The organism is Sulfitobacter aestuarii, from assembly GCF_042685005.1.
In the GTDB taxonomy this organism is placed as follows: Bacteria; Pseudomonadota; Alphaproteobacteria; order Rhodobacterales; family Rhodobacteraceae; genus Sulfitobacter; species Sulfitobacter aestuarii.
Genome location: NZ_JBHUMP010000004.1, coordinates 1 through 17376, shown reverse-complemented (window position 1 = coordinate 17376; position 17376 = coordinate 1). Strand labels below are relative to the sequence as shown.

21 protein-coding genes and 1 tRNA gene are annotated in these 17376 nt (G+C 62.8%); 8 read left to right on the top strand and 14 right to left on the bottom strand.

Annotated elements, in window-relative coordinates; all coding sequences use genetic code 11:
* Positions 1–37 precede the first annotated feature (37 nt).
* From pstB to ACFSUD_RS06555, 5 genes are all read left to right on the top strand, one after another.
* On the top strand, positions 38–835 hold the full coding sequence (gene pstB / locus ACFSUD_RS06575) for a phosphate ABC transporter ATP-binding protein PstB (RefSeq protein WP_386372655.1): 798 nt from the start codon (positions 38–40) through the stop codon (positions 833–835).
* A 4-nt stretch (positions 836–839) separates the two neighbouring features.
* Positions 840–1547 (top strand): phosphate signaling complex protein PhoU, encoded by a 708-nt coding sequence (phoU, locus tag ACFSUD_RS06570; RefSeq protein WP_386372653.1) that lies wholly within the window; start codon positions 840–842, stop codon positions 1545–1547.
* A gap of 3 nt (positions 1548–1550) precedes the next feature.
* Positions 1551–2240 (top strand): phosphate regulon transcriptional regulator PhoB, encoded by a 690-nt coding sequence (gene phoB / locus ACFSUD_RS06565; RefSeq protein WP_386372651.1) that lies wholly within the window; start codon positions 1551–1553, stop codon positions 2238–2240.
* Positions 2241–2484: 244 nt separating this feature from the next.
* Positions 2485–2925 (top strand): type II 3-dehydroquinate dehydratase, encoded by a 441-nt coding sequence (gene aroQ / locus ACFSUD_RS06560; protein WP_386372649.1) that lies wholly within the window; start codon positions 2485–2487, stop codon positions 2923–2925.
* Complete coding sequence (locus ACFSUD_RS06555) at positions 2922–3677, top strand: LuxR family transcriptional regulator (RefSeq protein WP_386372647.1); 756 nt, start codon at positions 2922–2924, stop codon at positions 3675–3677. Before aroQ ends, ACFSUD_RS06555 begins: the two co-directional genes overlap by 4 nt.
* A gap of 586 nt (positions 3678–4263) precedes the next feature.
* Here the strand turns inward: ACFSUD_RS06555 and tsf are convergent.
* Positions 4264–5139, bottom strand: coding sequence for a translation elongation factor Ts (tsf, locus tag ACFSUD_RS06550; protein ID WP_386372645.1), 876 nt, complete (start codon positions 5137–5139; stop codon positions 4264–4266).
* Between the two features lie 102 nt (positions 5140–5241).
* Entirely contained in the window at positions 5242–6129 is an 888-nt protein-coding gene (gene rpsB, locus ACFSUD_RS06545; protein ID WP_386372643.1) for a 30S ribosomal protein S2, read from the bottom strand.
* Positions 6130–6417: 288 nt separating this feature from the next.
* Here rpsB and ACFSUD_RS06540 point away from each other — a divergent pair, with 288 nt between their 5' ends.
* Positions 6418–6984, top strand: coding sequence for a hypothetical protein (locus ACFSUD_RS06540; RefSeq protein ID WP_386372641.1), 567 nt, complete (start codon positions 6418–6420; stop codon positions 6982–6984).
* Between the two features lie 35 nt (positions 6985–7019).
* Here ACFSUD_RS06540 and ACFSUD_RS06535 read toward each other — a convergent pair whose 3' ends face one another.
* The 3 genes from ACFSUD_RS06535 to ACFSUD_RS06525 all read right to left on the bottom strand — a co-directional run bounded on the left by ACFSUD_RS06535 (position 7020) and on the right by ACFSUD_RS06525 (position 8967).
* Positions 7020–7859 (bottom strand): lysophospholipid acyltransferase family protein, encoded by an 840-nt coding sequence (locus ACFSUD_RS06535; protein ID WP_386372639.1) that lies wholly within the window; start codon positions 7857–7859, stop codon positions 7020–7022.
* A gap of 10 nt (positions 7860–7869) precedes the next feature.
* Positions 7870–8634 carry a GNAT family N-acetyltransferase gene (locus tag ACFSUD_RS06530; RefSeq protein WP_386372637.1) on the bottom strand — a complete coding sequence of 255 codons (765 nt, stop codon included), beginning with the start codon at positions 8632–8634 and terminating at the stop codon, positions 7870–7872.
* Positions 8635–8763: 129 nt separating this feature from the next.
* Positions 8764–8967: a DUF3553 domain-containing protein gene (locus ACFSUD_RS06525; RefSeq protein WP_386372635.1), complete on the bottom strand. Its 204-nt coding sequence runs from the start codon at positions 8965–8967 to the stop codon at positions 8764–8766.
* A 29-nt stretch (positions 8968–8996) separates the two neighbouring features.
* Between ACFSUD_RS06525 and ACFSUD_RS06520 the strand changes: the two genes are divergently transcribed.
* Complete coding sequence (locus ACFSUD_RS06520) at positions 8997–9593, top strand: histidine phosphotransferase family protein (protein WP_386372633.1); 597 nt, start codon at positions 8997–8999, stop codon at positions 9591–9593.
* On the opposite strand, the gene ACFSUD_RS06515 is transcribed toward ACFSUD_RS06520, so the two are convergent.
* The 9 genes from ACFSUD_RS06515 to ACFSUD_RS06475 form a co-directional block, all read right to left on the bottom strand.
* The gene (locus ACFSUD_RS06515; protein WP_386372631.1) at positions 9590–10855 is read right to left on the bottom strand and encodes a glutamate-5-semialdehyde dehydrogenase; all 1266 of its coding nucleotides are present in this window, start codon (positions 10853–10855) and stop codon (positions 9590–9592) included. The two genes, ACFSUD_RS06520 and ACFSUD_RS06515, sit on opposite strands and share 4 nt — an antisense overlap.
* A gap of 69 nt (positions 10856–10924) precedes the next feature.
* A complete protein-coding gene (proB, locus tag ACFSUD_RS06510; RefSeq protein ID WP_386372629.1) occupies positions 10925–12031 on the bottom strand; it encodes a glutamate 5-kinase in 1107 nt (368 codons plus the stop codon).
* Entirely contained in the window at positions 12019–13053 is a 1035-nt protein-coding gene (gene obgE, locus ACFSUD_RS06505) for a GTPase ObgE (protein WP_386372627.1), read from the bottom strand. Before obgE ends, proB begins: the two co-directional genes overlap by 13 nt.
* Before the next feature lie 18 nt (positions 13054–13071).
* Positions 13072–13608, bottom strand: coding sequence for a GNAT family N-acetyltransferase (locus tag ACFSUD_RS06500; protein ID WP_386372625.1), 537 nt, complete (start codon positions 13606–13608; stop codon positions 13072–13074).
* A 2-nt stretch (positions 13609–13610) separates the two neighbouring features.
* On the bottom strand, positions 13611–14216 hold the full coding sequence (locus ACFSUD_RS06495; RefSeq protein WP_386372623.1) for a LysE family translocator: 606 nt from the start codon (positions 14214–14216) through the stop codon (positions 13611–13613).
* Positions 14217–14308: 92 nt separating this feature from the next.
* Positions 14309–14578, bottom strand: coding sequence for a 50S ribosomal protein L27 (gene rpmA, locus ACFSUD_RS06490; RefSeq protein ID WP_025046312.1), 270 nt, complete (start codon positions 14576–14578; stop codon positions 14309–14311).
* Positions 14579–14589: 11 nt separating this feature from the next.
* A complete protein-coding gene (locus tag ACFSUD_RS06485; RefSeq protein WP_386372620.1) occupies positions 14590–15264 on the bottom strand; it encodes a 50S ribosomal protein L21 in 675 nt (224 codons plus the stop codon).
* 206 nt (positions 15265–15470) lie between these two features.
* Positions 15471–16283, bottom strand: a complete 813-nt coding sequence (locus ACFSUD_RS06480) for a hypothetical protein (RefSeq protein ID WP_386372618.1) — start codon at positions 16281–16283, stop codon at positions 15471–15473.
* The gene (locus ACFSUD_RS06475) at positions 16283–17128 is read right to left on the bottom strand and encodes a DUF2059 domain-containing protein (RefSeq protein WP_386372616.1); all 846 of its coding nucleotides are present in this window, start codon (positions 17126–17128) and stop codon (positions 16283–16285) included. Before ACFSUD_RS06475 ends, ACFSUD_RS06480 begins: the two co-directional genes overlap by 1 nt.
* Before the next feature lie 147 nt (positions 17129–17275).
* Between ACFSUD_RS06475 and ACFSUD_RS06470 the strand changes: the two genes are divergently transcribed.
* Positions 17276–17365: transfer RNA gene (locus ACFSUD_RS06470), tRNA-Ser, on the top strand.
* The last annotated feature ends 11 nt before the right edge of the window (positions 17366–17376 follow it).

The following is a 17376-nucleotide window of genomic DNA, read 5'->3' as shown; positions in this document are numbered from 1 at the left end:
GATTGCCGGACCCCTTGCTCAAACGGAGCTCTTCTTCATGAAAGACCTCAAGATTTCGGAGAATGACGTGACACAACAGCCGGTCAAGATCGCCGCCCGCGATGTGCAGGTCTATTACGATCAGACCCATGCGATCCGCGATGTCTCGGTCGATATTCAGGATCGGAACGTCACCGCCTTCATCGGGCCGTCGGGCTGCGGAAAATCCACCTTCCTGCGCTGCCTCAACCGGATGAACGACACGATCCCGAGTTCCCGTGTCGAGGGCACGATCCGCATCGACGGCGAGGATATCTATGACCGCAAGGTCGATCCGGTGCAGCTGCGGGCCAAGGTCGGGATGGTGTTCCAGAAGCCGAACCCGTTCCCCAAATCGATCTATGACAATGTCGCCTATGGTCCGCGGATCCACGGGCTGGCACGCAACAAGGCCGAGCTCGACGAGATCGTCGAAAGGGCCCTGCGCCGCGGCGCGATCTGGGAGGAGGTCAAGGACCGGCTGCAGGCCCCCGGCACCGGGCTTTCCGGCGGCCAGCAGCAGCGCCTCTGCATCGCCCGCGCCGTGGCCACCGAACCGGAAGTGCTGCTGATGGACGAACCCTGTTCGGCGCTCGATCCGATCGCCACCGCCCAGGTCGAGGAGTTGATCGACGAATTGCGGCGGAATTACTCGGTGGTGATCGTCACCCATTCGATGCAGCAGGCCGCCCGGGTCAGCCAGAAAACCGCCTTTTTCCACCTCGGCAACCTGGTGGAATATGGCGATACCGACGATATCTTCACCAACCCGAAAGACCCGCGCACCGAAAGCTACATTACCGGCCGGATTGGATAAAACCATGTCACATCAACATATTGCATCCGCCTTTGACCGCGACCTCGAAGCCGTTCAGGCGCAGATCCTGAAAATGGGCGGGCTGGTCGAGGATGCGATCCGCCTCAGCGCGCAATCCTTGGAGACCCGCGATGCGGAGCTGGCCGAAAAAGTACGGGCAGGGGACAAGGCCATCGACGGGCTCGAGGAGCAGATCAACGAAAGTGCCGCTCGGATCATCGCCCTGCGCGCCCCGACGGCGATCGACCTGCGGCTGATCCTCAGCGTCATCAAGATCAGCGCCAATCTCGAACGCATCGGTGATTACGCCAAGAACATGGCCAAACGCACCGGCGTGCTGACCGGAATGCCGCCCGTCGCCGACAGCACCGGCGCGATCCGCCGGATGGCCCGGACGGTCGAAGCGATGCTGCGCGATGCGCTCGATGCCTATATCCAGCGCGATCCGGAACTCGCCGCCGAGGTGATCGCGCGGGACGAGGAGGTCGATCAGATGTACAACACGATGTTCCGCGAGATCCTGACCTTCATGATGGAAGAACCGCGCAACATCACCGCCTGCATGCATCTGCATTTCATCGCCAAGAATACCGAACGCATGGGCGATCACGTCACCGCCATCGCCGAACAGGTAATCTATCTGGTCACCGGCCAGCCACCTGACGAGACCCGCCCGAAAGCCGATACCACCTCGGTGGATCCGGAGGTCTAGCCCATGTCGATCCCGCAGCCCCAGGTTTTGCTGGTTGAGGACGAACCGGCTCAACGCGAAGTGCTGGCCTATAATCTCGAGGCCGAGGGCTATGCGGTGCGCCGCGCCGAGAATGGCGAGGAGGCGCTGCTGATGATCTCCGAGAACGCACCGGACCTGGTGATCCTCGACTGGATGATGCCGCTGATGAGCGGCATCGAAGTCTGCCGCCAGCTCAAGACCCGCGACGAGACCCGCGCCATTCCGGTCATCATGCTTTCGGCGCGCTCCGAGGAAGTCGATACCGTACGCGGCCTCGAAACCGGCGCCGATGATTATGTAATCAAACCCTATAGCCTGCGGGAGCTGATGGCCCGGGTGCGCACCCAGCTGCGCCGGACACGGCCAGCCGCGGCCGGTGCCACACTCGGTTTCGAAGACATCTCGCTTGATCCGCAGACCCATCGCGTCAGCCGCAACGGTGAGGAGCTCAAGCTCGGCCCGACGGAATACCGTCTGCTGCTGACATTGCTGGAAAGACCGGGCCGCGTCTTCTCACGCGATCAACTGCTCGATCATGTCTGGGGCCGCGACATCTATGTCGATACCCGCACGGTCGATGTCCATATCGCACGCCTGCGCCGCGCCCTCGGCCGCCATGGCGGCACTGATCCCATCAGAACCATCCGCGGCACCGGCTATGCGCTCGGCTGACAGCTTCTTCTGACCTCAAATATCTCAGGGAGTTTGAGGAACAGCGTCCTCATCCCGCCCCGTGGCGAAAATATTTACATAATACCAATTATAGGATTTCCACAGGATCGGAGCCTGTGCTCCTAACGTTGCATTTTGGACGACGTTATGACTTTTCTGCCATCCGCGTAAGGCGACGGCAGCCGACACTGGACAGCCCGTCGGCGAAACCGTTAACTGCGTGCAAATCAACGAGGTTTCCGCCATGTCATCTGTCCTGATCCTGAACGGCCCCAATCTCAAGCTGTTGGGCACAAGGCAGCCTGACGTCTATGGCGCGGCCACCCTGGCCGATATCGAACGGATGTGCGAGAAACGCGCCAGGACACTGAAGCTCGACCTGGCCTTCGCCCAATCCAACCATGAAGGCGTGCTGATAGATCATATCCATGCTGCCAGGGGTGCCCACGACGGGATCATTCTCAATGCCGGCGCCTATACCCATAGCTCCATCGCTCTGATGGACGCGATCGCTTCGGTGGAACTGCCTTGCGTTGAGGTCCATCTGAGCAACATCCACGCCCGCGAGAGCTTTCGCCATACCTCCTATATCGCCCCGGTGGCGCTCGGGCAGATCTGCGGTTTCGGCGCCCGCGGCTATTTGATGGCGCTCGACGGTCTGGCGGCCCATCTGGACGCCAGATGACCCTGCGAGACGTCCTGCATTCCATCATGCGCACCCCGAATGTCGAAAGCCTCTGGGAAGCGCATGTCCAGAAGATGGCGGATTACGGCTTCGACCGCCTGATCTATGGCTTTACCCGCTACCGGACCGAGACTTCGCTGGGCGATCCCGATGATTATGTGATCTTCAGCAACCATAGCCGTGAATATGTCGACGGCTATGTCGGCGAAGGCCGGTTTGTCCATGGGCCGATGCTGCAATGGGCGCTCAACAACGACGGCGCCCGCAGCTGGTCTTCGATCGCCGAGCTGGAACGTCCGGACGGGTTGAGCGAGAACGAGCAGGAAGTCATGCGGTTCAACTGTGCTTTCGGCGTAACCGCGGGCTACACAATCAGTTTCCGCTCCGTCTCGACGCGCACCAAGGGGGCCATCGCCCTGACGGCGCGACCGGGTCTCAGCCAGGAGGATGTCGACGCGATCTGGGCCGAGCATGGCTGTGATATCGAGCTGATCAACGAGCTCGTGCATCTCAAGATCCTCACCCTGCCCTATAGCTCGCCACGCCGCAGCCTGACCGCGCGTCAGCGCGAGGTGCTGCAATGGGTCGGCGATGGCAAGACGACGCAGGATATCGCCACGCTGATGAACCTGACACAGGCGACGGTCGAGAAACATCTGCGTCTGGCGCGGGAGGCGCTCTCGGTCGAGACCACGGCCCAGGCCGTGCTGAAAGCTGCCTTTGCCAATCAGATGTTCATTTACGAGATTTGATCGGCTCACGCATCATCATCGAAGATTCGGCCCGAACCTGTCTGCAATATGGCGCTTTCCCGCCTTGGTAGAAAATTGGGCTTCTCCTAGCAAGTTATTGATTTTTCGTATGTTTCCGGAACGGCGCGGAATCGGCGTTCAACGATTCTGCCAAATACGGGCAACTTGTTTCCATAAAGTTACCGAAAGGTAAGGAATCCCAGACTGGCAGAGTCGAGGTTATTAACGTTAGGTGAACCTGTTCCCGATACTTGGGTTATCCAACGGAAACACCCGGCGCACCACATCTCTGAGATTACAGAGCTCTGCCGCGCCTCCGGTATCAGTCGGACCTATTGATCGGTCCGGCTGACCGGGCTACCGTCCGGGCCTGCTGCTCCTCCCCGAGTAACTGTCCCAACCGGACAAAGACGAAGCAGTCAGATCCGGCTGCTTCGTCTTTAACATTTCTGGGGATGCGCCATCACATTTTCGACGGGACGAGCCATTTTCGGCGGTGCTCCGCCGTTCCGGGCCGGTCTTGTCGGCAGAAAAAGGGCGGTACAACCGAATTGTACCGCCCTGTGGCCAGTCTATGTGGCCCGGATCAGCCCTTGGCCGCCTTGGCAACCTCGGCGGCGAAGTCTTCCTTCACCACTTCGATACCTTCGCCCACTTCGAGACGCACGAAACCGGTGATGGTGGCACCAACCTCTTCGGCAGCCTTGCCCACGGTCAGGTCAGGGTTCACGACGAAGCTCTGGTTCAGCAGGGTCACTTCGGACATGTATTTCTGCATCCGCCCGGCGATCATCTTTTCGATCACCGCTTCCGGCTTGCCGGATTCACGGGCGATGTCCATCTGGACCTGCTTTTCCTTTTCCACGACCGCCGGGTCGAGGTCATCTTCGGAGAGCGACGCCGGGTTCACCGCGGCGATATGCATGGCAACCTGCTTGCCGAAGGTCTCGTCGCCGCCGGTCAGCGCGACCAGCACGCCGATCTTGCCCATGCCGGGCGCCGCCGCGTTATGCACATAGGAGACGACGGTATCGCCATCGATCGACACCATGCGGCGCACGGACATGTTCTCGCCGATGGTGGCGATCTTGTCGGTGACCACGGTTTCGACGGACTTGCCGCCCATGTCGGCAGCCTTCAGCGCCTCAACATCGGAAACGCCCAGGGCGACGTCGGCGATGCCGCTGACCATCTGCTGGAATTCGGCGTTCTTGCCGACGAAATCGGTTTCCGAGTTCACCTCGACCGCGACGCCATGGCCGCCTTCGACCTTGACCGCGACAAGACCTTCGGCCGCGGTACGACCGGATTTCTTGGCCGCCTTGGCCAGACCCTTGGTACGCAGCCAGTCAACGGCCGCTTCCATGTCGCCGTCGGTTTCCGTCAATGCCTTCTTGGCGTCCATCATGCCGGCACCGGTGGTGTCGCGCAGTTCTTTGACCATGGATGCGGTGATTGCCATCTCTTGGTTCTCCTCTGGGAATGCTTGTCGGGCGCGGAGCCCGCTGTCTTGTGAGATCGGGGCAGGAGATCCCTGCCCCGGCTGTCAGCGCCGCGTCGCGGTTCAGCTGTCGGCTTTCTCGGCTGCCTTTTCGACGGTTTCCTTCTTGGATTCCAGATCGTAGGGCGCATCTTTCGCGATCGCGTCGTCGGACACGGTCTCGCTCGAGGCATTGCCGACTTCCACACCGGTGGATTCTTCGGCCAGGGCCTCTTCTTCCGGGGCTTCGGTCATCGCACCGATATCGACACCGGCGGCGCCAAGCTGGGCGCTCATGCCGTCAAGCGCGGCACGCGAAGCCAGATCGCAGTAGAGGGCAATGGCGCGAGCCGCGTCGTCGTTGCCCGGGATGATGTAATCGATGCCGTCGGGCGAGCAGTTGGTGTCGACCACGGCCACGACCGGGATGCCCAGCTTGTTGGCTTCCGCAACGGCCAGCGCTTCCTTCTTGACGTCGATGACGAAGATCAGGTCCGGACGCCCGCCCATCTCGCGGATACCGCCGAGCGAGGATTCCAGCTTGCTCTGGTCACGCTCCATGCCCAGACGCTCTTTCTTGGTCAGCCCGGCGAAGCCGCGCTCGGACTGCTCGTCGATGGACTTCAGGCGGTTGATCGACTGGGAGACGGTCTGCCAGTTGGTCAGCGTGCCGCCGAGCCAGCGGTGGTTCATGTAATATTGTGCGCATTTCTCTGCGGCATCGGCGATCGGCTGGGCAGCCTGACGCTTGGTGCCGACGAAGAGAACGCTGCCGCCCTTGGCGACGGTGTCACGGATGACCTGCAGCGCCTGTTCCAGCATGGGAACGGTCTGGGTCAGGTCCATGATGTGGATGCCGTTGCGCGCGCCATAGATATAGGGACCCATACGGGGGTTCCAACGCTGCGTCTGGTGGCCGAAGTGAACGCCTGCTTCAAGCAGCTGGCGCATGGAGAACTCAGGAAGAGCCATGTCTTTTATACCTTTCCGGTTTAGCCTCATCGGGGGTATGACGGGATCTTCGCTCTGAAACGACAGGGAGAGGATCTGCCAACCGGCGGACACATGAGGATTTCTCCCCCAAGGGCCCAACCCCGACTGCGGGTTTAAGTGCGGCGCGTATAATGCAGGCGCTGGTCACACGCAAGGGGATATGCACAGGACATATCGCGCGGCGCAGAAAGAATTGGACAAGACCCCCAACACACGCGCAAGCTTGGAGGCTAAAGCCCAATTATAGCCGATCGCCGGGAAATCGCCATGAAAAGAACCACGCTGCTCGCCGCCCTGTTTCTCCCCCTGCCCGCCTATGCCGCACCGTTGATTCTGACCCCGGCAGATCCGCAGCCCGACCCGGACATCCTGAGCCCCGGCCTTGCCGTCGAATATGCCTATCCCAAGGAGGTTCGCACGCTCGCGGATGCCGAGGAGGCGCTGGGGCGGGGCAAGGAAGGTCCGCCGCTCATCGGGCTGTCCTATGACGATAACAACGAGGGCGACCTGACCCTGACCGCCCGTAGCGCCCAGAAAGTGGCGGCGGCGATCTCCGGCTATATCCGCTTCGATGCGCCCGGCAGCTACAATGTCGATGTGATCAGCAATGACGGGATCGCCCTGTCGATCGGCGGCCAGCAGGTAGCGCTCTATGATGAGGTGCATGGCTGCGAACCCGCGGGAGCGCAGCAGGTCTCGGTGCCCGAAGCAGGCTGGTACGAGCTCTCCGCGACCTATTTTCAGCGCAAGGGCACAGCATGTCTGATGATGGATTGGGATGTCACCGGGCAGATGCTGCCGGTGCCCGACACCGCCTTCGCCTATGTTCCTTGATCCTGCCCTTCGCGGTTGAAGGCCCGGACGTCGGCTCAGCCCCCGGTGCCGAATGACCCCGTCAGCCAGCCTTCGCGCACTGCATCCTCGCAGGCTTTGGCGAGCGCCTTGCGATCGCCGTATGCCGCGACCGCCAGCGGTGCATGATAGATCACCTTGACTGCGCCCTGCCGTCTCTGGGCCAATGTATCGCGCAGATGCGCGGCAAAGGACGTATCTCCCCACCACCCGTAAAACCGCGGATCCGCGCCGTCCGGGGCGCGATAAATCACCGTGACCGGCTGCACCGCGATGGCGGCGCGCAGTTCCGGGGCGAGAAAGGCCTGGAACAGCGTGGTCTTGAACGGCAGCACCCGGCGGCCGTCCGTGCTCGTGCCCTCGGGAAAGAACAGCAGCTTGTGCCCGGCCAGTAGTCGCGCACGGAACACTTGCGTCTGCTCCCGCGCCTTCGCGGCATTGCGTTCGATGAAGACGGTGCCGGTGGCCCGCGCCAGCCAGCCGATGCCGGGCCAGCGCGCGACCTCGGACTTAGAGACGAAATAGATCCGCTTGGACGCGTTCAGGGCGAAGATATCGAGCCAGGACGCGTGGTTGGCCACGATCGCCCCCCGCGCACGCATCGGCGCGCCGCTGACCTCCAGGCGCAGCCCAATGATTCGCAGCGCGGTTTTACAGACCGACCGGGTGATATGGGGCGTCACCGGCCGCGCATGACCGCAGAGCGGCCTCTCGATAAGCCGCAACAGCAGCATGATCGCCAGGCCCCCGAAGACCAGCACCGCCAGCGCCGTGCCGCGCAGCAGGATGCGCAGCCAGCCAAAGGCGGAGATCTCCTCCCGGCGCGGCGGCTCGGCGCTGTCCCAGACGATGCTCATGCGGCGCGTCTCACTGCCCGCCAGTGCCGTATATGCGCGCCTGTCGCGGGCTCAGCCGCGCGGTGTCCATGATCAGGCAGACATCCGTGGTATTGAACGCATGATCGACATAGGCCCCCTCGCCCACGCAGCCGCCGAGCCGCAGATAGGCCTTGATCAGGCTCGGCACCTGAACCATGGCGCGATGCCGGTCGAGATGCTCCTGCGCGATCATGTCCATGCGCTGAAACGCCGGTTCCAGCGCATGGACCCGAAGGTTCTCGGGCGCAAGGTGCCGGTGATGCAGCAGCGATAGTGGCTGCGCAAGCGCATTCACATCGGTGCCGTGAAAGCTGGCCACCCCGAACAACACCTCGATCCGGTGGCGGGCGACATATTTTGCAAGCCCGGACCAGAGATGATGCATCGCCGTGCCACCGCGATAGGCCGGATGAAGACAGGAACGCCCCAGTTCGAGCAGGCGGCGGCCGGAAGTCTTGAGCGCCGTGAGGTCATATTCGGCTTCCGAATAGAAGGCGCCAGCGCGCCGCGCCTGTTCGCAGCGCAGCAGACGGTAGACACCGACCACCGCGCCGTCGCGATTGTCGATCAGCAGCAGGTGATCGAAGAACGGGTCAAGGTGATCGCGTTCGAGCCTTTGCTGATGATCCACCAACGGCCCGCCGCCGCCGAGTTCGGTCACGAAGACATCGTAGCGCAGACGCTGCGCGGCCCGCAATTCGGCCTCGGTCTCGGCCAGTCTGACGGTGAAATCTACGGCAGCGCCTTGGATCATCGCCGGGATGCCTTCCTGATGCGGTCGCGCCGGACATAGGCGTTTGCGCGGTCCGGTGCAATCCTCGCGGCGCCCCGCGCCGCTCCAGGGCCTTGCTCGCAGTGGATACCGCGAAGGATTCCGGCGACGTTAACCATTTGAAAAGGATGATCCGTCATCAAAGACCGGCAACATGCCAATTCGGAAGGATTCTATGACGATCTTCCCCTCATCGCGAAAATTTACCGTCAACTTGCCGTTGATGTTGCTCTGCACCTGTCCGACGCCCCAATCCGGCCTGTTAGGATGGCGCACCAGCATGCCTGGTGTCAGCATGGCGTTGAGATCGTCCATTCACTTTCCTAACTTTGGTGGAGGCTGAATTGGGCCAAAGCAACATCAATCTGGCCGCCCTGATCGGCAGCCGCATATGTCATGACCTCATATCGCCAATCGGCGCCATCAACAACGGTATGGAGCTTTTGACGATGTCTGGCGGCGGCGCCGGAGCGGAGCTTGAGCTGATCAACGAAAGCGTCGAGGCCGCGACCGCGAGAATCCGCTATTTCCGCATCGCCTTCGGCGCGGCGGGCGAACAGATGATCAGGCGTTCGGAAACGATGTCGATCCTGCGCGACCTTTACGGTACCGGGCGGCTGGATGTCAGCTTCGCGCCGCTGAAATCGCAACCGCGCACCATGTTGCGGCTGACCTTCCTGGGGTTGATGTGCCTTGAAAGCGCGATGCCCTATGGGGGGGAGGTGCAGATCCTGCTCAACCAGGGAAAATGGCAGTTGAACGGCAGCGCGGAGAAGCTCAACATCGATGCGCCGCTCTGGGGCCTGCTCAAGGGACAGGAGCAGCAGGCGGAGCTGCAGCCCGCCCATGTGCAATTCGCCCTGCTTCCGCAAGTCGCCGCCGATGCCGGATGTGACCTGCGCATGCTGACGGACACCCAGACGGTGACCCTGAGTTTCTAGCGCCGCACGCTGCCGTCGCCGGTGACCAGATATTTGAAACTGGTCAATTGTGCCGCGCCCACCGGGCCACGCGCATGCATCTTGCCCGTGGCAATGCCGATCTCGGCCCCCATGCCGAACTCACCGCCGTCGGCGAATTGCGTCGAAACGTTGTGCATCAGGATCGCGGAATCGAGACGGTTCATGAATTTCTCCGCCGCTCCGGGATCTTCCGTGATGATGCAATCCGTGTGGCTGGAGCCGTATTGACGGATATGCGCGATCGCCGCATCGATATCGGGCACCTGTCGGGCCGCGATGATCATGTCGAGATATTCGCGGCCCCAATCTTCGTCACCTGCCGCAACGGTTCCGGAGATTTCGGCAAGAGTCGCATCGGCGCGCACCTCGACCCCGGCATCGATCAGCGCCATGATCACGCCCCGCCCGATGGTCTTGGCGACATCCTGATGAATCAGAAGACATTCCGCCGCACCGCAGATCCCGGTCCGACGGGTCTTGGCGTTGAGCACGACCTTCAGCACCTTCTCGGGATCGGCGTCCTTGTCGATATAGATATGCACGATCCCCTCCAGATGGGCAAACACCGGCACCCGGGCCTCGCGCTGCACCAGCCCGACCAGCCCCTTGCCGCCGCGCGGCACGATGACGTCGATGTGATCGGTCATCCTCAACATCTCGCTGACCGCTGCCCGGTCCCGGGTCGGTACCAACTGGATCGCATCTTCGGGCAGATCGGCAGCGCGCAATCCGTGTTGCAGACACTCATGCAGCGCGCGCGAGGAGTGAAAGGATTCCGACCCCCCGCGCAGGATCACCGCGTTGCCCGCTTTCAGACAGAGCGCCCCGGCATCCGCCGTCACATTGGGGCGGCTTTCGTAGATCACCCCGATCACCCCGAGCGGCGTGCGCACCCGCTTGATGTGCAGACCCGAAGGCTGGTCCCATTCCGCCAGCACTTCGCCGACCGGATCCACCTGCGCGGCGATGCTGCGTAGACCAGCAACGATGCCCCGCAACCGCTCTTCGTCGAGGGTGAGCCGGTCCATCATTGCCGCACTCAGCCCCTTGTCCCGACCAAAGGCGAGGTCCTGCCCATTGCCCCCCAGAATCTCGGCCCGGCGGTCCCAGACCGACTCGGCGGCCGTTTCGAGGGCCAATTGCTTCGCATCCGGGCTGGCGCTGGCCAGCATCGCTGCCGCGGCTCTGGCCCTCGTGCCGATGTCGGCCATGAGTTCAGGAATGTTATCCATATCTTTCATCAACCTGTCCCTGTTTCCTGAAGTGATCCCAACGCGTTTTCCCGGCCTGACCGGCGGCGAAAGCGTCGATCAGCATGCCATATCGTCGCGATGTATCAAGGCGGCGCGGCCCGGATAGCCGAGCAGCGCTTCGATCTCGCTCGACTGATGGCCCTTGATCTGTTCCGCCTCCAGCGAGGTATAGCGGCTCAACCCGTGGCCGATGACGTGACCGGCGCCATCGAGCATGGCGATCGCATCGCCGCGCCCGAAAGGTCCGGCCACATCGGTGATCCCCGCAGGCAGCAGGGATTTGCCCCGCGCCATGGCGGCGACGGCCCCGGCATCCAGGCTCACCGCCCCGCGCGGCTTCATCGCCGCGATCCAGCGTTTGCGCGCCGCGTGAGGATCGGTCTGCGCGGTGAACCAGGTCGCGTTGGCGCCCGCTTCGAGCGCAGTCAGCGGATGCAGGACGGAGCCCTCGGTAATCGCCAGCGCGCAGCCCGCCGCCGTCGCGGTACGCGCGGCCAGCAGCTTGGTCTTCATGCCGCCTTTCGAGAGGCCCGAACCCGCATCCCCGGCCATCGCCTCGATCTGCGGCGTGATCCGCTCGATCACGTCAAAGCGGGTGGCCCCGGGGTCATCGGCCGGATTGGCGGTATAGAACCCGTCGACATCCGACAGCAGGATTAGCTGGTCCGCGCCGGCCGTGACGGCGATCTGTGCCGCCAGCCGGTCGTTGTCGCCGAACCGGATCTCGTCGGTGGCGATGGTGTCGTTCTCGTTCACGATCGGCACGACGCCCAGGCTGAGCAATTGTTCGAGCGTCGCGCGGCTGTTGAGATAGCGCCGCCGGTCGGCGCTGTCGTCCAGGGTCAGCAGAACCTGCGCCGTGGTGATCCCGTGCGGTGCCAGCACTTCCTCATAGGCCCGCGCCAGACGGATCTGCCCGACGGCTGCGGCGGCCTGGGATTGTTCCAGCGCCAGCGTGCTGGGCGGCAGGCCGAGCACCCCGCGCCCCAGGGCAATCGACCCGGAGGAGACCAGAACGACATCCTTGCCGAGCCCTTTCAGCCAGGCGACATCCTCGGCCAAACTGCGCAGCCAGGCGCTGCGCAACGCGCCGCTGTCGCGGTCAACCAGCAGCGCCGAGCCGATCTTGACCACAATGCGTTGTGCGTCGCTCAGGGTTGCCACGGTGTCTCGTCCTCTTCGGAGCGGAAGCGCAGCCGGTCATCGTCGATATTGCTGCGCAGCACCCGCAGCACCTCCGTCAACCCGTCGCGCGCCACGCTCGACATCAGCATGATCTTACCGCCTGAAGCTTTTTGCAATTCATCTCTGGCACTTGTACGTTGATCTTCATCCAGCGCATCGATCTTGTTCAAAACGGTGACACGCGGTTTCTCCGCCAGTTCGCCGCCATAGGCCTCAAGCTCGTTGATGATCGTGCGGTAATCCTCGGCAATGGTTTGCGACGTACCATCGATCAGATGCAGCAGGACGGCGCAGCGCTCCACATGGCCGAGAAACAGATCGCCCAGCCCCCGGCCCTCGGAGGCGCCCTCGATCAGGCCGGGAATGTCGGCGACCACGAATTCGGTATTGTCCACGCCGACCACCCCGAGGTTCGGATGCAGGGTGGTGAAAGGATAATCGGCGATCTTGGGACGCGCGTTGGACGTTGCGGCGAGGAAGGTCGACTTCCCGGCATTGGGCAGACCGAGCAGCCCGACATCCGCGATCAGCTTGAGCCGCAGCCAGAGCGTGCGCTCGACCCCGTCCTGACCCGGATTGGCGCGGCGCGGCGCCTGGTTGGTTGCCGATTTGAAATGCAGGTTGCCGAAACCGCCATTGCCCCCGCGCGCGAGCTGCACGCGTTGGCCGAGTTCGGTCAGATCGCAGATCAGGGTTTCCTGGTCCTCGTCGAGGATTTCCGTCCCGACAGGCACCCGCAGGACGATATCCTCGCCATCCTTGCCCGTCCGCTGCTTGCCCATGCCGGGCTGGCCGTTCTTTGCGAAAAAATGCTGCTGGTAACGGAAGTCGATCAGCGTGTTGAGCCCATCGACCGCTTCGACCCAGACCGAGCCGCCACTGCCGCCGTCGCCGCCATCGGGGCCGCCGAATTCGATGTATTTCTCGCGCCGGAAGGACACGCAGCCGCCGCCGCCCGCGCCGGAGCGGATATAGACTTTGCAGAGGTCGAGGAATTTCATCGCATGGCCTTTCGGGCGTCAGAGTTTGCGGCTGTATGTCCAGGTAGGTACGGTTGCATCGCGCGCCAGGCAATAGGTTTCCGCATCACCGAGATAGACGAATCCGGCATTGGTGAGCACCTTCGCCGAGGCCGGATTGTCATGGAAGACCGCGGCGAACATCGTGTCGTTGCCCAGCGGATTGGTCTCGATCAAGGCCTGCACCGCATCGGAGGCGAGATGGGTGTTCCAGAAAGCGGGCGCGACCCAATAGCCGACCTCGGTCTGGTTGCGGTCGAGCCGGGTCAGCGAGATCAGCCCCATCACTTCGGAGCTGTCGGATTTGGTGCCGTCCATCACCCAGACATCCTCGTCGCGCGGCTCGGCGAGCGCGCGCGCGATGAAGGCCTCGATGACCCCGGGCGGCAGCGGATGCGGGATCGACAAGGTGTTCAACGCCACCCGCTTGTCGCCTGCATACATCTCGATCAGCCCCTGATCGGACCGGCGCAGCGGCCGCAGGTCGAACCGTTCGGTTTCGATCACCTGCTGGTTGAAACTCACTTGTACGTTCATCGTTATGTCCCTCCTCCGAACAATACGAACAGGACCGAAGCCACTGTAAGCCCGGCCAAAATCCTCATCAATAGGGGTTCCGCCGCGGTTCCGGCGACGCTGCGCGCGATGCGTGCACCGGCGAGGGTCCAGAGCGGATGCAAAACGATCTGGCTGAGCAGCAGCACCGCGGCGATGATCGCGGTCGCTTCCAAAGCCGGGGTACCGGGGGCGACGAAGGCGGTGAAGCCGCCGACGATCATTGCCCAGGCCTTCGGGTTCAGCGGATGCACCGCCAACCCGGCCAGGAATCCGGGTGCCGCCGCCCCTGCCCCCGTACCGGCACCAAGGCGCAGATTGGCCACCTTCCAGGCGAGCCAGAAAATATAGGCCGCCGATGCGTATTTCAGCATCTCGAACACCCAGGGCGCACGGCCCGCCAGGTCCATCAGGCCGAAGCCCACCGGCCAGATCACCAATTGCTTGCCGAGCGCGACTCCTGCCACGAAGGGCAATGCCGCGCGAAAACCGTATCGCGCCCCGGTGGCCATCAGCGCCATATTGGCCGGGCCCGGGGTCCCGACCTGCGAGGCCGCGAAGATCGCGAAACTGGTGATGGCGACATTCATGCTGACAGGTCTCAGCTTTTCAGATCGGAAATGTGAAAAGGGACCGGCGATGCCCGCCGATCCCTGATTGTTCAAAACCCTTCGGGTGGCGCTTACTCTGCGGCCTCCGCCACTGGCAGAACCGAAATGAAGGTACGGTTTTTCAGACCCTTGTGGAAGGTCACCGAACCATCGACGGTCGCGAAGATCGTGTGATCCTTGCCCATGCCGACGCCTTCTGCGGGCCAGAATTTGGTGCCGCGCTGACGCACGATGATGTTGCCGGGGATGACGGCTTCGCCGCCATATTTCTTCACGCCAAGACGACGACCCGCTGAGTCGCGCCCGTTACGGGATGAGCCGCCTGCTTTTTTATGTGCCATTTGGTCTCTCCTTAGCCTTTGCTCAGTTCTTTGGCCTGCTCGACCCAGCCTTCACGCTCGATCCGGCCCTTGAACGACAGTTTCTCGTTCATCGCGTCGATCTCGTCCTGCGACCAGCCTGCGATCTGCTCGAAGGAGGTCACGCCGGCGGCATGCAGCTTCTTTTCCAGAGCCGGACCGACGCCGCTCAGGGCCTTCAGGTCGTCGGCGCCTGCGGTCGCTTCGGCTTTCGGCGCAGCTTTCGAGGCGGCGGCCTTCTTGGTCTTGGCGGGTTTCGCGGCAGTCGCATCCGACTTGCCCTTGATCGCCGAAACCGCGGCCGCGCTGACCGAACCGGTACCGATGGCCTGCTTGACGTCGGACTTGCCCGCGCCCGATGCCAGGATATCAGTGATCTTCACCAGCGTCAGCTTCTGACGGTGGCCCTTGGTGCGCTTGGACGAATGTTTCCGGCGGCGCTTCACGAAGTGAATCACCTTCTCGCCCTTGATCTGATCGACGACTTCGGCCTGAACGCCCGCGTCCTCTACCAGCGGCGCGCCGACCTTGGGGCTATCGCCGCCCAGCATCAGCACGTCGTTGAATTGTACCTTCTCACCAGCATCTGCCGCAATACGTTCAACCCGCAGCATATCGCCGGACTGAACCCTGTATTGCTTGCCGCCTGTCTTGATGACCGCAAACATGCGTCTTCCTTCTCTTGTCTTTCGCGTCTTGTGGTCCCCTTGCGGGCGTTTGCGACCGGATGGTCACCGCGGACTGCGCGCCCTTGGGCGTCATTGAATACATTCCCGAAAACGGAGTCTCCGTCGGGATGCGGGCTTATCGGCGCTCTGCCCGGGCAAGTCAAGCCGCTCCCGACAATTACGTGGATTTTACATCGGCCCCAAGCTCAAAGTTCCTCGGCCCGCAGGTTGAGCGCCACGACCCGGCCCAGCCCATAGGAAATATCCGCATAGGAAGCTTCGATCCCATTGAACAGGCCACGGTTCAGCGCCCGCCCGGCCTCGGTCTCGGAAAATTCCGCATAGGCACGCAGCTCCGCATCGCTGAGCGGATGATAGGCCAGGAGCATGTAACCGTAGAGCCACGCCTCGGTGTCCTCGGTAATGGCATCGGCCTGGCCGGTGATGTCCGCCAGCATATCCGCCTCGCTCATCTCATAGGCCCCGCCCTCGGCCATGCCCCGCATGAACTGGAAATTCGCATTCATCGCGCTGGTCACATTGCGGTCGATCATGTCACCCGCGGCGGCGAGCCGCTCGAGCAGGGCCAGCCGGGCGCTGCCGCTCCCCGCCAGCTCCGCATAGCGCTGCCGCGCCGCCGTCTCGACCGCTTCGTCGGCGATCTCCGTTCTGGCGGCATTCTCCAGCGTCACGGTGCGGGCGCCGAGGTCGCTGCGCAGGAAGGTGATCGTCTGTTCGAGCAGCGGCCCTTCGATCTCGGCCTCCAGCGCCCGCCGGACGGTTTCGATCACCCGTGCGGGTTCAAGGATCGCCTCGACCTGCACCTGCCATGCCAGCCCCGCATCGCCGCCGAGCATGTCGCCGTGCAGCTCCTCGGCATAGGCGAGATCCTCCTGATGCAGGATGCGCGCGGTCTCCGGCAGTTGCAGCAGGTCGACAAGGATTGTCATCCGCGCATCCGCCCAGAGGGGCTGCGCCAGAACCGCCAGCAGCGGCCCCAACAGCAGAGCAGTTCGCATCACAGGTCCTGGCTCGGCTGCATGTTCGACAGCCGCGCCGCCACCGCCTCGAAACGGTTCGCCATGATCTCGTATTGCACGGCGTTCATCAGCTCATAGACCTTCTGCATCTTCGGCTGTTCCAGCGCCTCGGCATATTCGGCCAGCTCCCCATCGGAAAACGCCTGGTATGTATAGGCGGATCCGGCCAGCGCGCTCTCGCGGATCGAAGCACGCAGATCGTCCTGTTCGGCGCGCATCGCTTCACGCAGATCGGGCTCCTCCATGCGCAGCTCGATCACCCCGGCAGCGGCGGCGGCCATCAGGAACCGGATCTGCACTTCCTGTATGGCGCGCACCGAAAAATCCTCCACGTCGCTGGCGCCGTTGAGCCTGTGCAGAATCGTCAGCCGCGGCGAGCCGATCCGTTCGAGCGCGGCGATGATCTGCTCTCCCGCTTCGGTCTTTAGACCGTCCTCCTCGATCATATGCGCGGCATTCTCGGCCGCAACCAGCCGCTGGCCGAGCTCGCTGGCATAGAAATCGGCGGCATGGCTGAGCAGCGCGTCGCTGAGCGTCTCGCCGAGAATCTCCAGCGCCATGTCATGCATGAGTTCGGTGGCGAAGATCTCCTGCACCAGCCGCGACCATTCGGAACCGAAATCCTCAGCCTCAAGCCCCAGCATACCGGGCGCGGAATCGGCGGAAAGCCTGATGCTTTCGAGCGCGACGTCAAAGCCGGTGACCTCAAGAAACGCCTCGAGCCGGGCCCGATCCGCCGCTTGCGCCGGGCCCGTCACGAAAGCGGCAAGGAGCGTCAGGATCAGGATAATCTGGAATGGAATCTGTCGGATCGACGCGGGCATCGGCGGCTCCTTTACGGAAAAACTGGCCTTCAGCTTAGGTCATCCCCTGCCGGGGGCAATGAAAATCAGCGTCAAAGGCGGCTCGATGCCGAAACCCCCTTGCCACCCCCGCCAAACCCGACTAAACGCCCCCCACCAGACCCCCGCGGAGAGGTGCCGGAGTGGTCGAACGGGGCGGTCTCGAAAACCGTTGAGCCTTCACGGGTTCCCAGGGTTCGAATCCCTGTCTCTCCGCCACTAAATCCCTT

Coding starts and splice junctions, on each gene's coding strand:
- obgE (WP_386372627.1), bottom strand. CDS start 13,053: ATGAAATTCCTCGACCTCTGCAAAGTCTATATCCGCTCCGGCGCGGGC.
- phoU (WP_386372653.1), top strand. CDS start 840: ATGTCACATCAACATATTGCATCCGCCTTTGACCGCGACCTCGAAGCC.
- ACFSUD_RS06480 (WP_386372618.1), bottom strand. CDS start 16,283: ATGCGAACTGCTCTGCTGTTGGGGCCGCTGCTGGCGGTTCTGGCGCAG.
- rpmA (WP_025046312.1), bottom strand. CDS start 14,578: ATGGCACATAAAAAAGCAGGCGGCTCATCCCGTAACGGGCGCGACTCA.
- phoB (WP_386372651.1), top strand. CDS start 1,551: ATGTCGATCCCGCAGCCCCAGGTTTTGCTGGTTGAGGACGAACCGGCT.
- ACFSUD_RS06475 (WP_386372616.1), bottom strand. CDS start 17,128: ATGCCCGCGTCGATCCGACAGATTCCATTCCAGATTATCCTGATCCTG.
- ACFSUD_RS06525 (WP_386372635.1), bottom strand. CDS start 8,967: ATGGACGATCTCAACGCCATGCTGACACCAGGCATGCTGGTGCGCCAT.
- ACFSUD_RS06515 (WP_386372631.1), bottom strand. CDS start 10,855: ATGAAAGATATGGATAACATTCCTGAACTCATGGCCGACATCGGCACG.
- ACFSUD_RS06495 (WP_386372623.1), bottom strand. CDS start 14,216: ATGAATGTCGCCATCACCAGTTTCGCGATCTTCGCGGCCTCGCAGGTC.
- ACFSUD_RS06555 (WP_386372647.1), top strand. CDS start 2,922: ATGACCCTGCGAGACGTCCTGCATTCCATCATGCGCACCCCGAATGTC.
- rpsB (WP_386372643.1), bottom strand. CDS start 6,129: ATGGCTCTTCCTGAGTTCTCCATGCGCCAGCTGCTTGAAGCAGGCGTT.
- ACFSUD_RS06485 (WP_386372620.1), bottom strand. CDS start 15,264: ATGTTTGCGGTCATCAAGACAGGCGGCAAGCAATACAGGGTTCAGTCC.
- aroQ (WP_386372649.1), top strand. CDS start 2,485: ATGTCATCTGTCCTGATCCTGAACGGCCCCAATCTCAAGCTGTTGGGC.
- pstB (WP_386372655.1), top strand. CDS start 38: ATGAAAGACCTCAAGATTTCGGAGAATGACGTGACACAACAGCCGGTC.
- ACFSUD_RS06530 (WP_386372637.1), bottom strand. CDS start 8,634: ATGATCCAAGGCGCTGCCGTAGATTTCACCGTCAGACTGGCCGAGACC.
- tsf (WP_386372645.1), bottom strand. CDS start 5,139: ATGGCAATCACCGCATCCATGGTCAAAGAACTGCGCGACACCACCGGT.
- ACFSUD_RS06535 (WP_386372639.1), bottom strand. CDS start 7,859: ATGAGCATCGTCTGGGACAGCGCCGAGCCGCCGCGCCGGGAGGAGATC.
- ACFSUD_RS06500 (WP_386372625.1), bottom strand. CDS start 13,608: ATGAACGTACAAGTGAGTTTCAACCAGCAGGTGATCGAAACCGAACGG.
- ACFSUD_RS06540 (WP_386372641.1), top strand. CDS start 6,418: ATGAAAAGAACCACGCTGCTCGCCGCCCTGTTTCTCCCCCTGCCCGCC.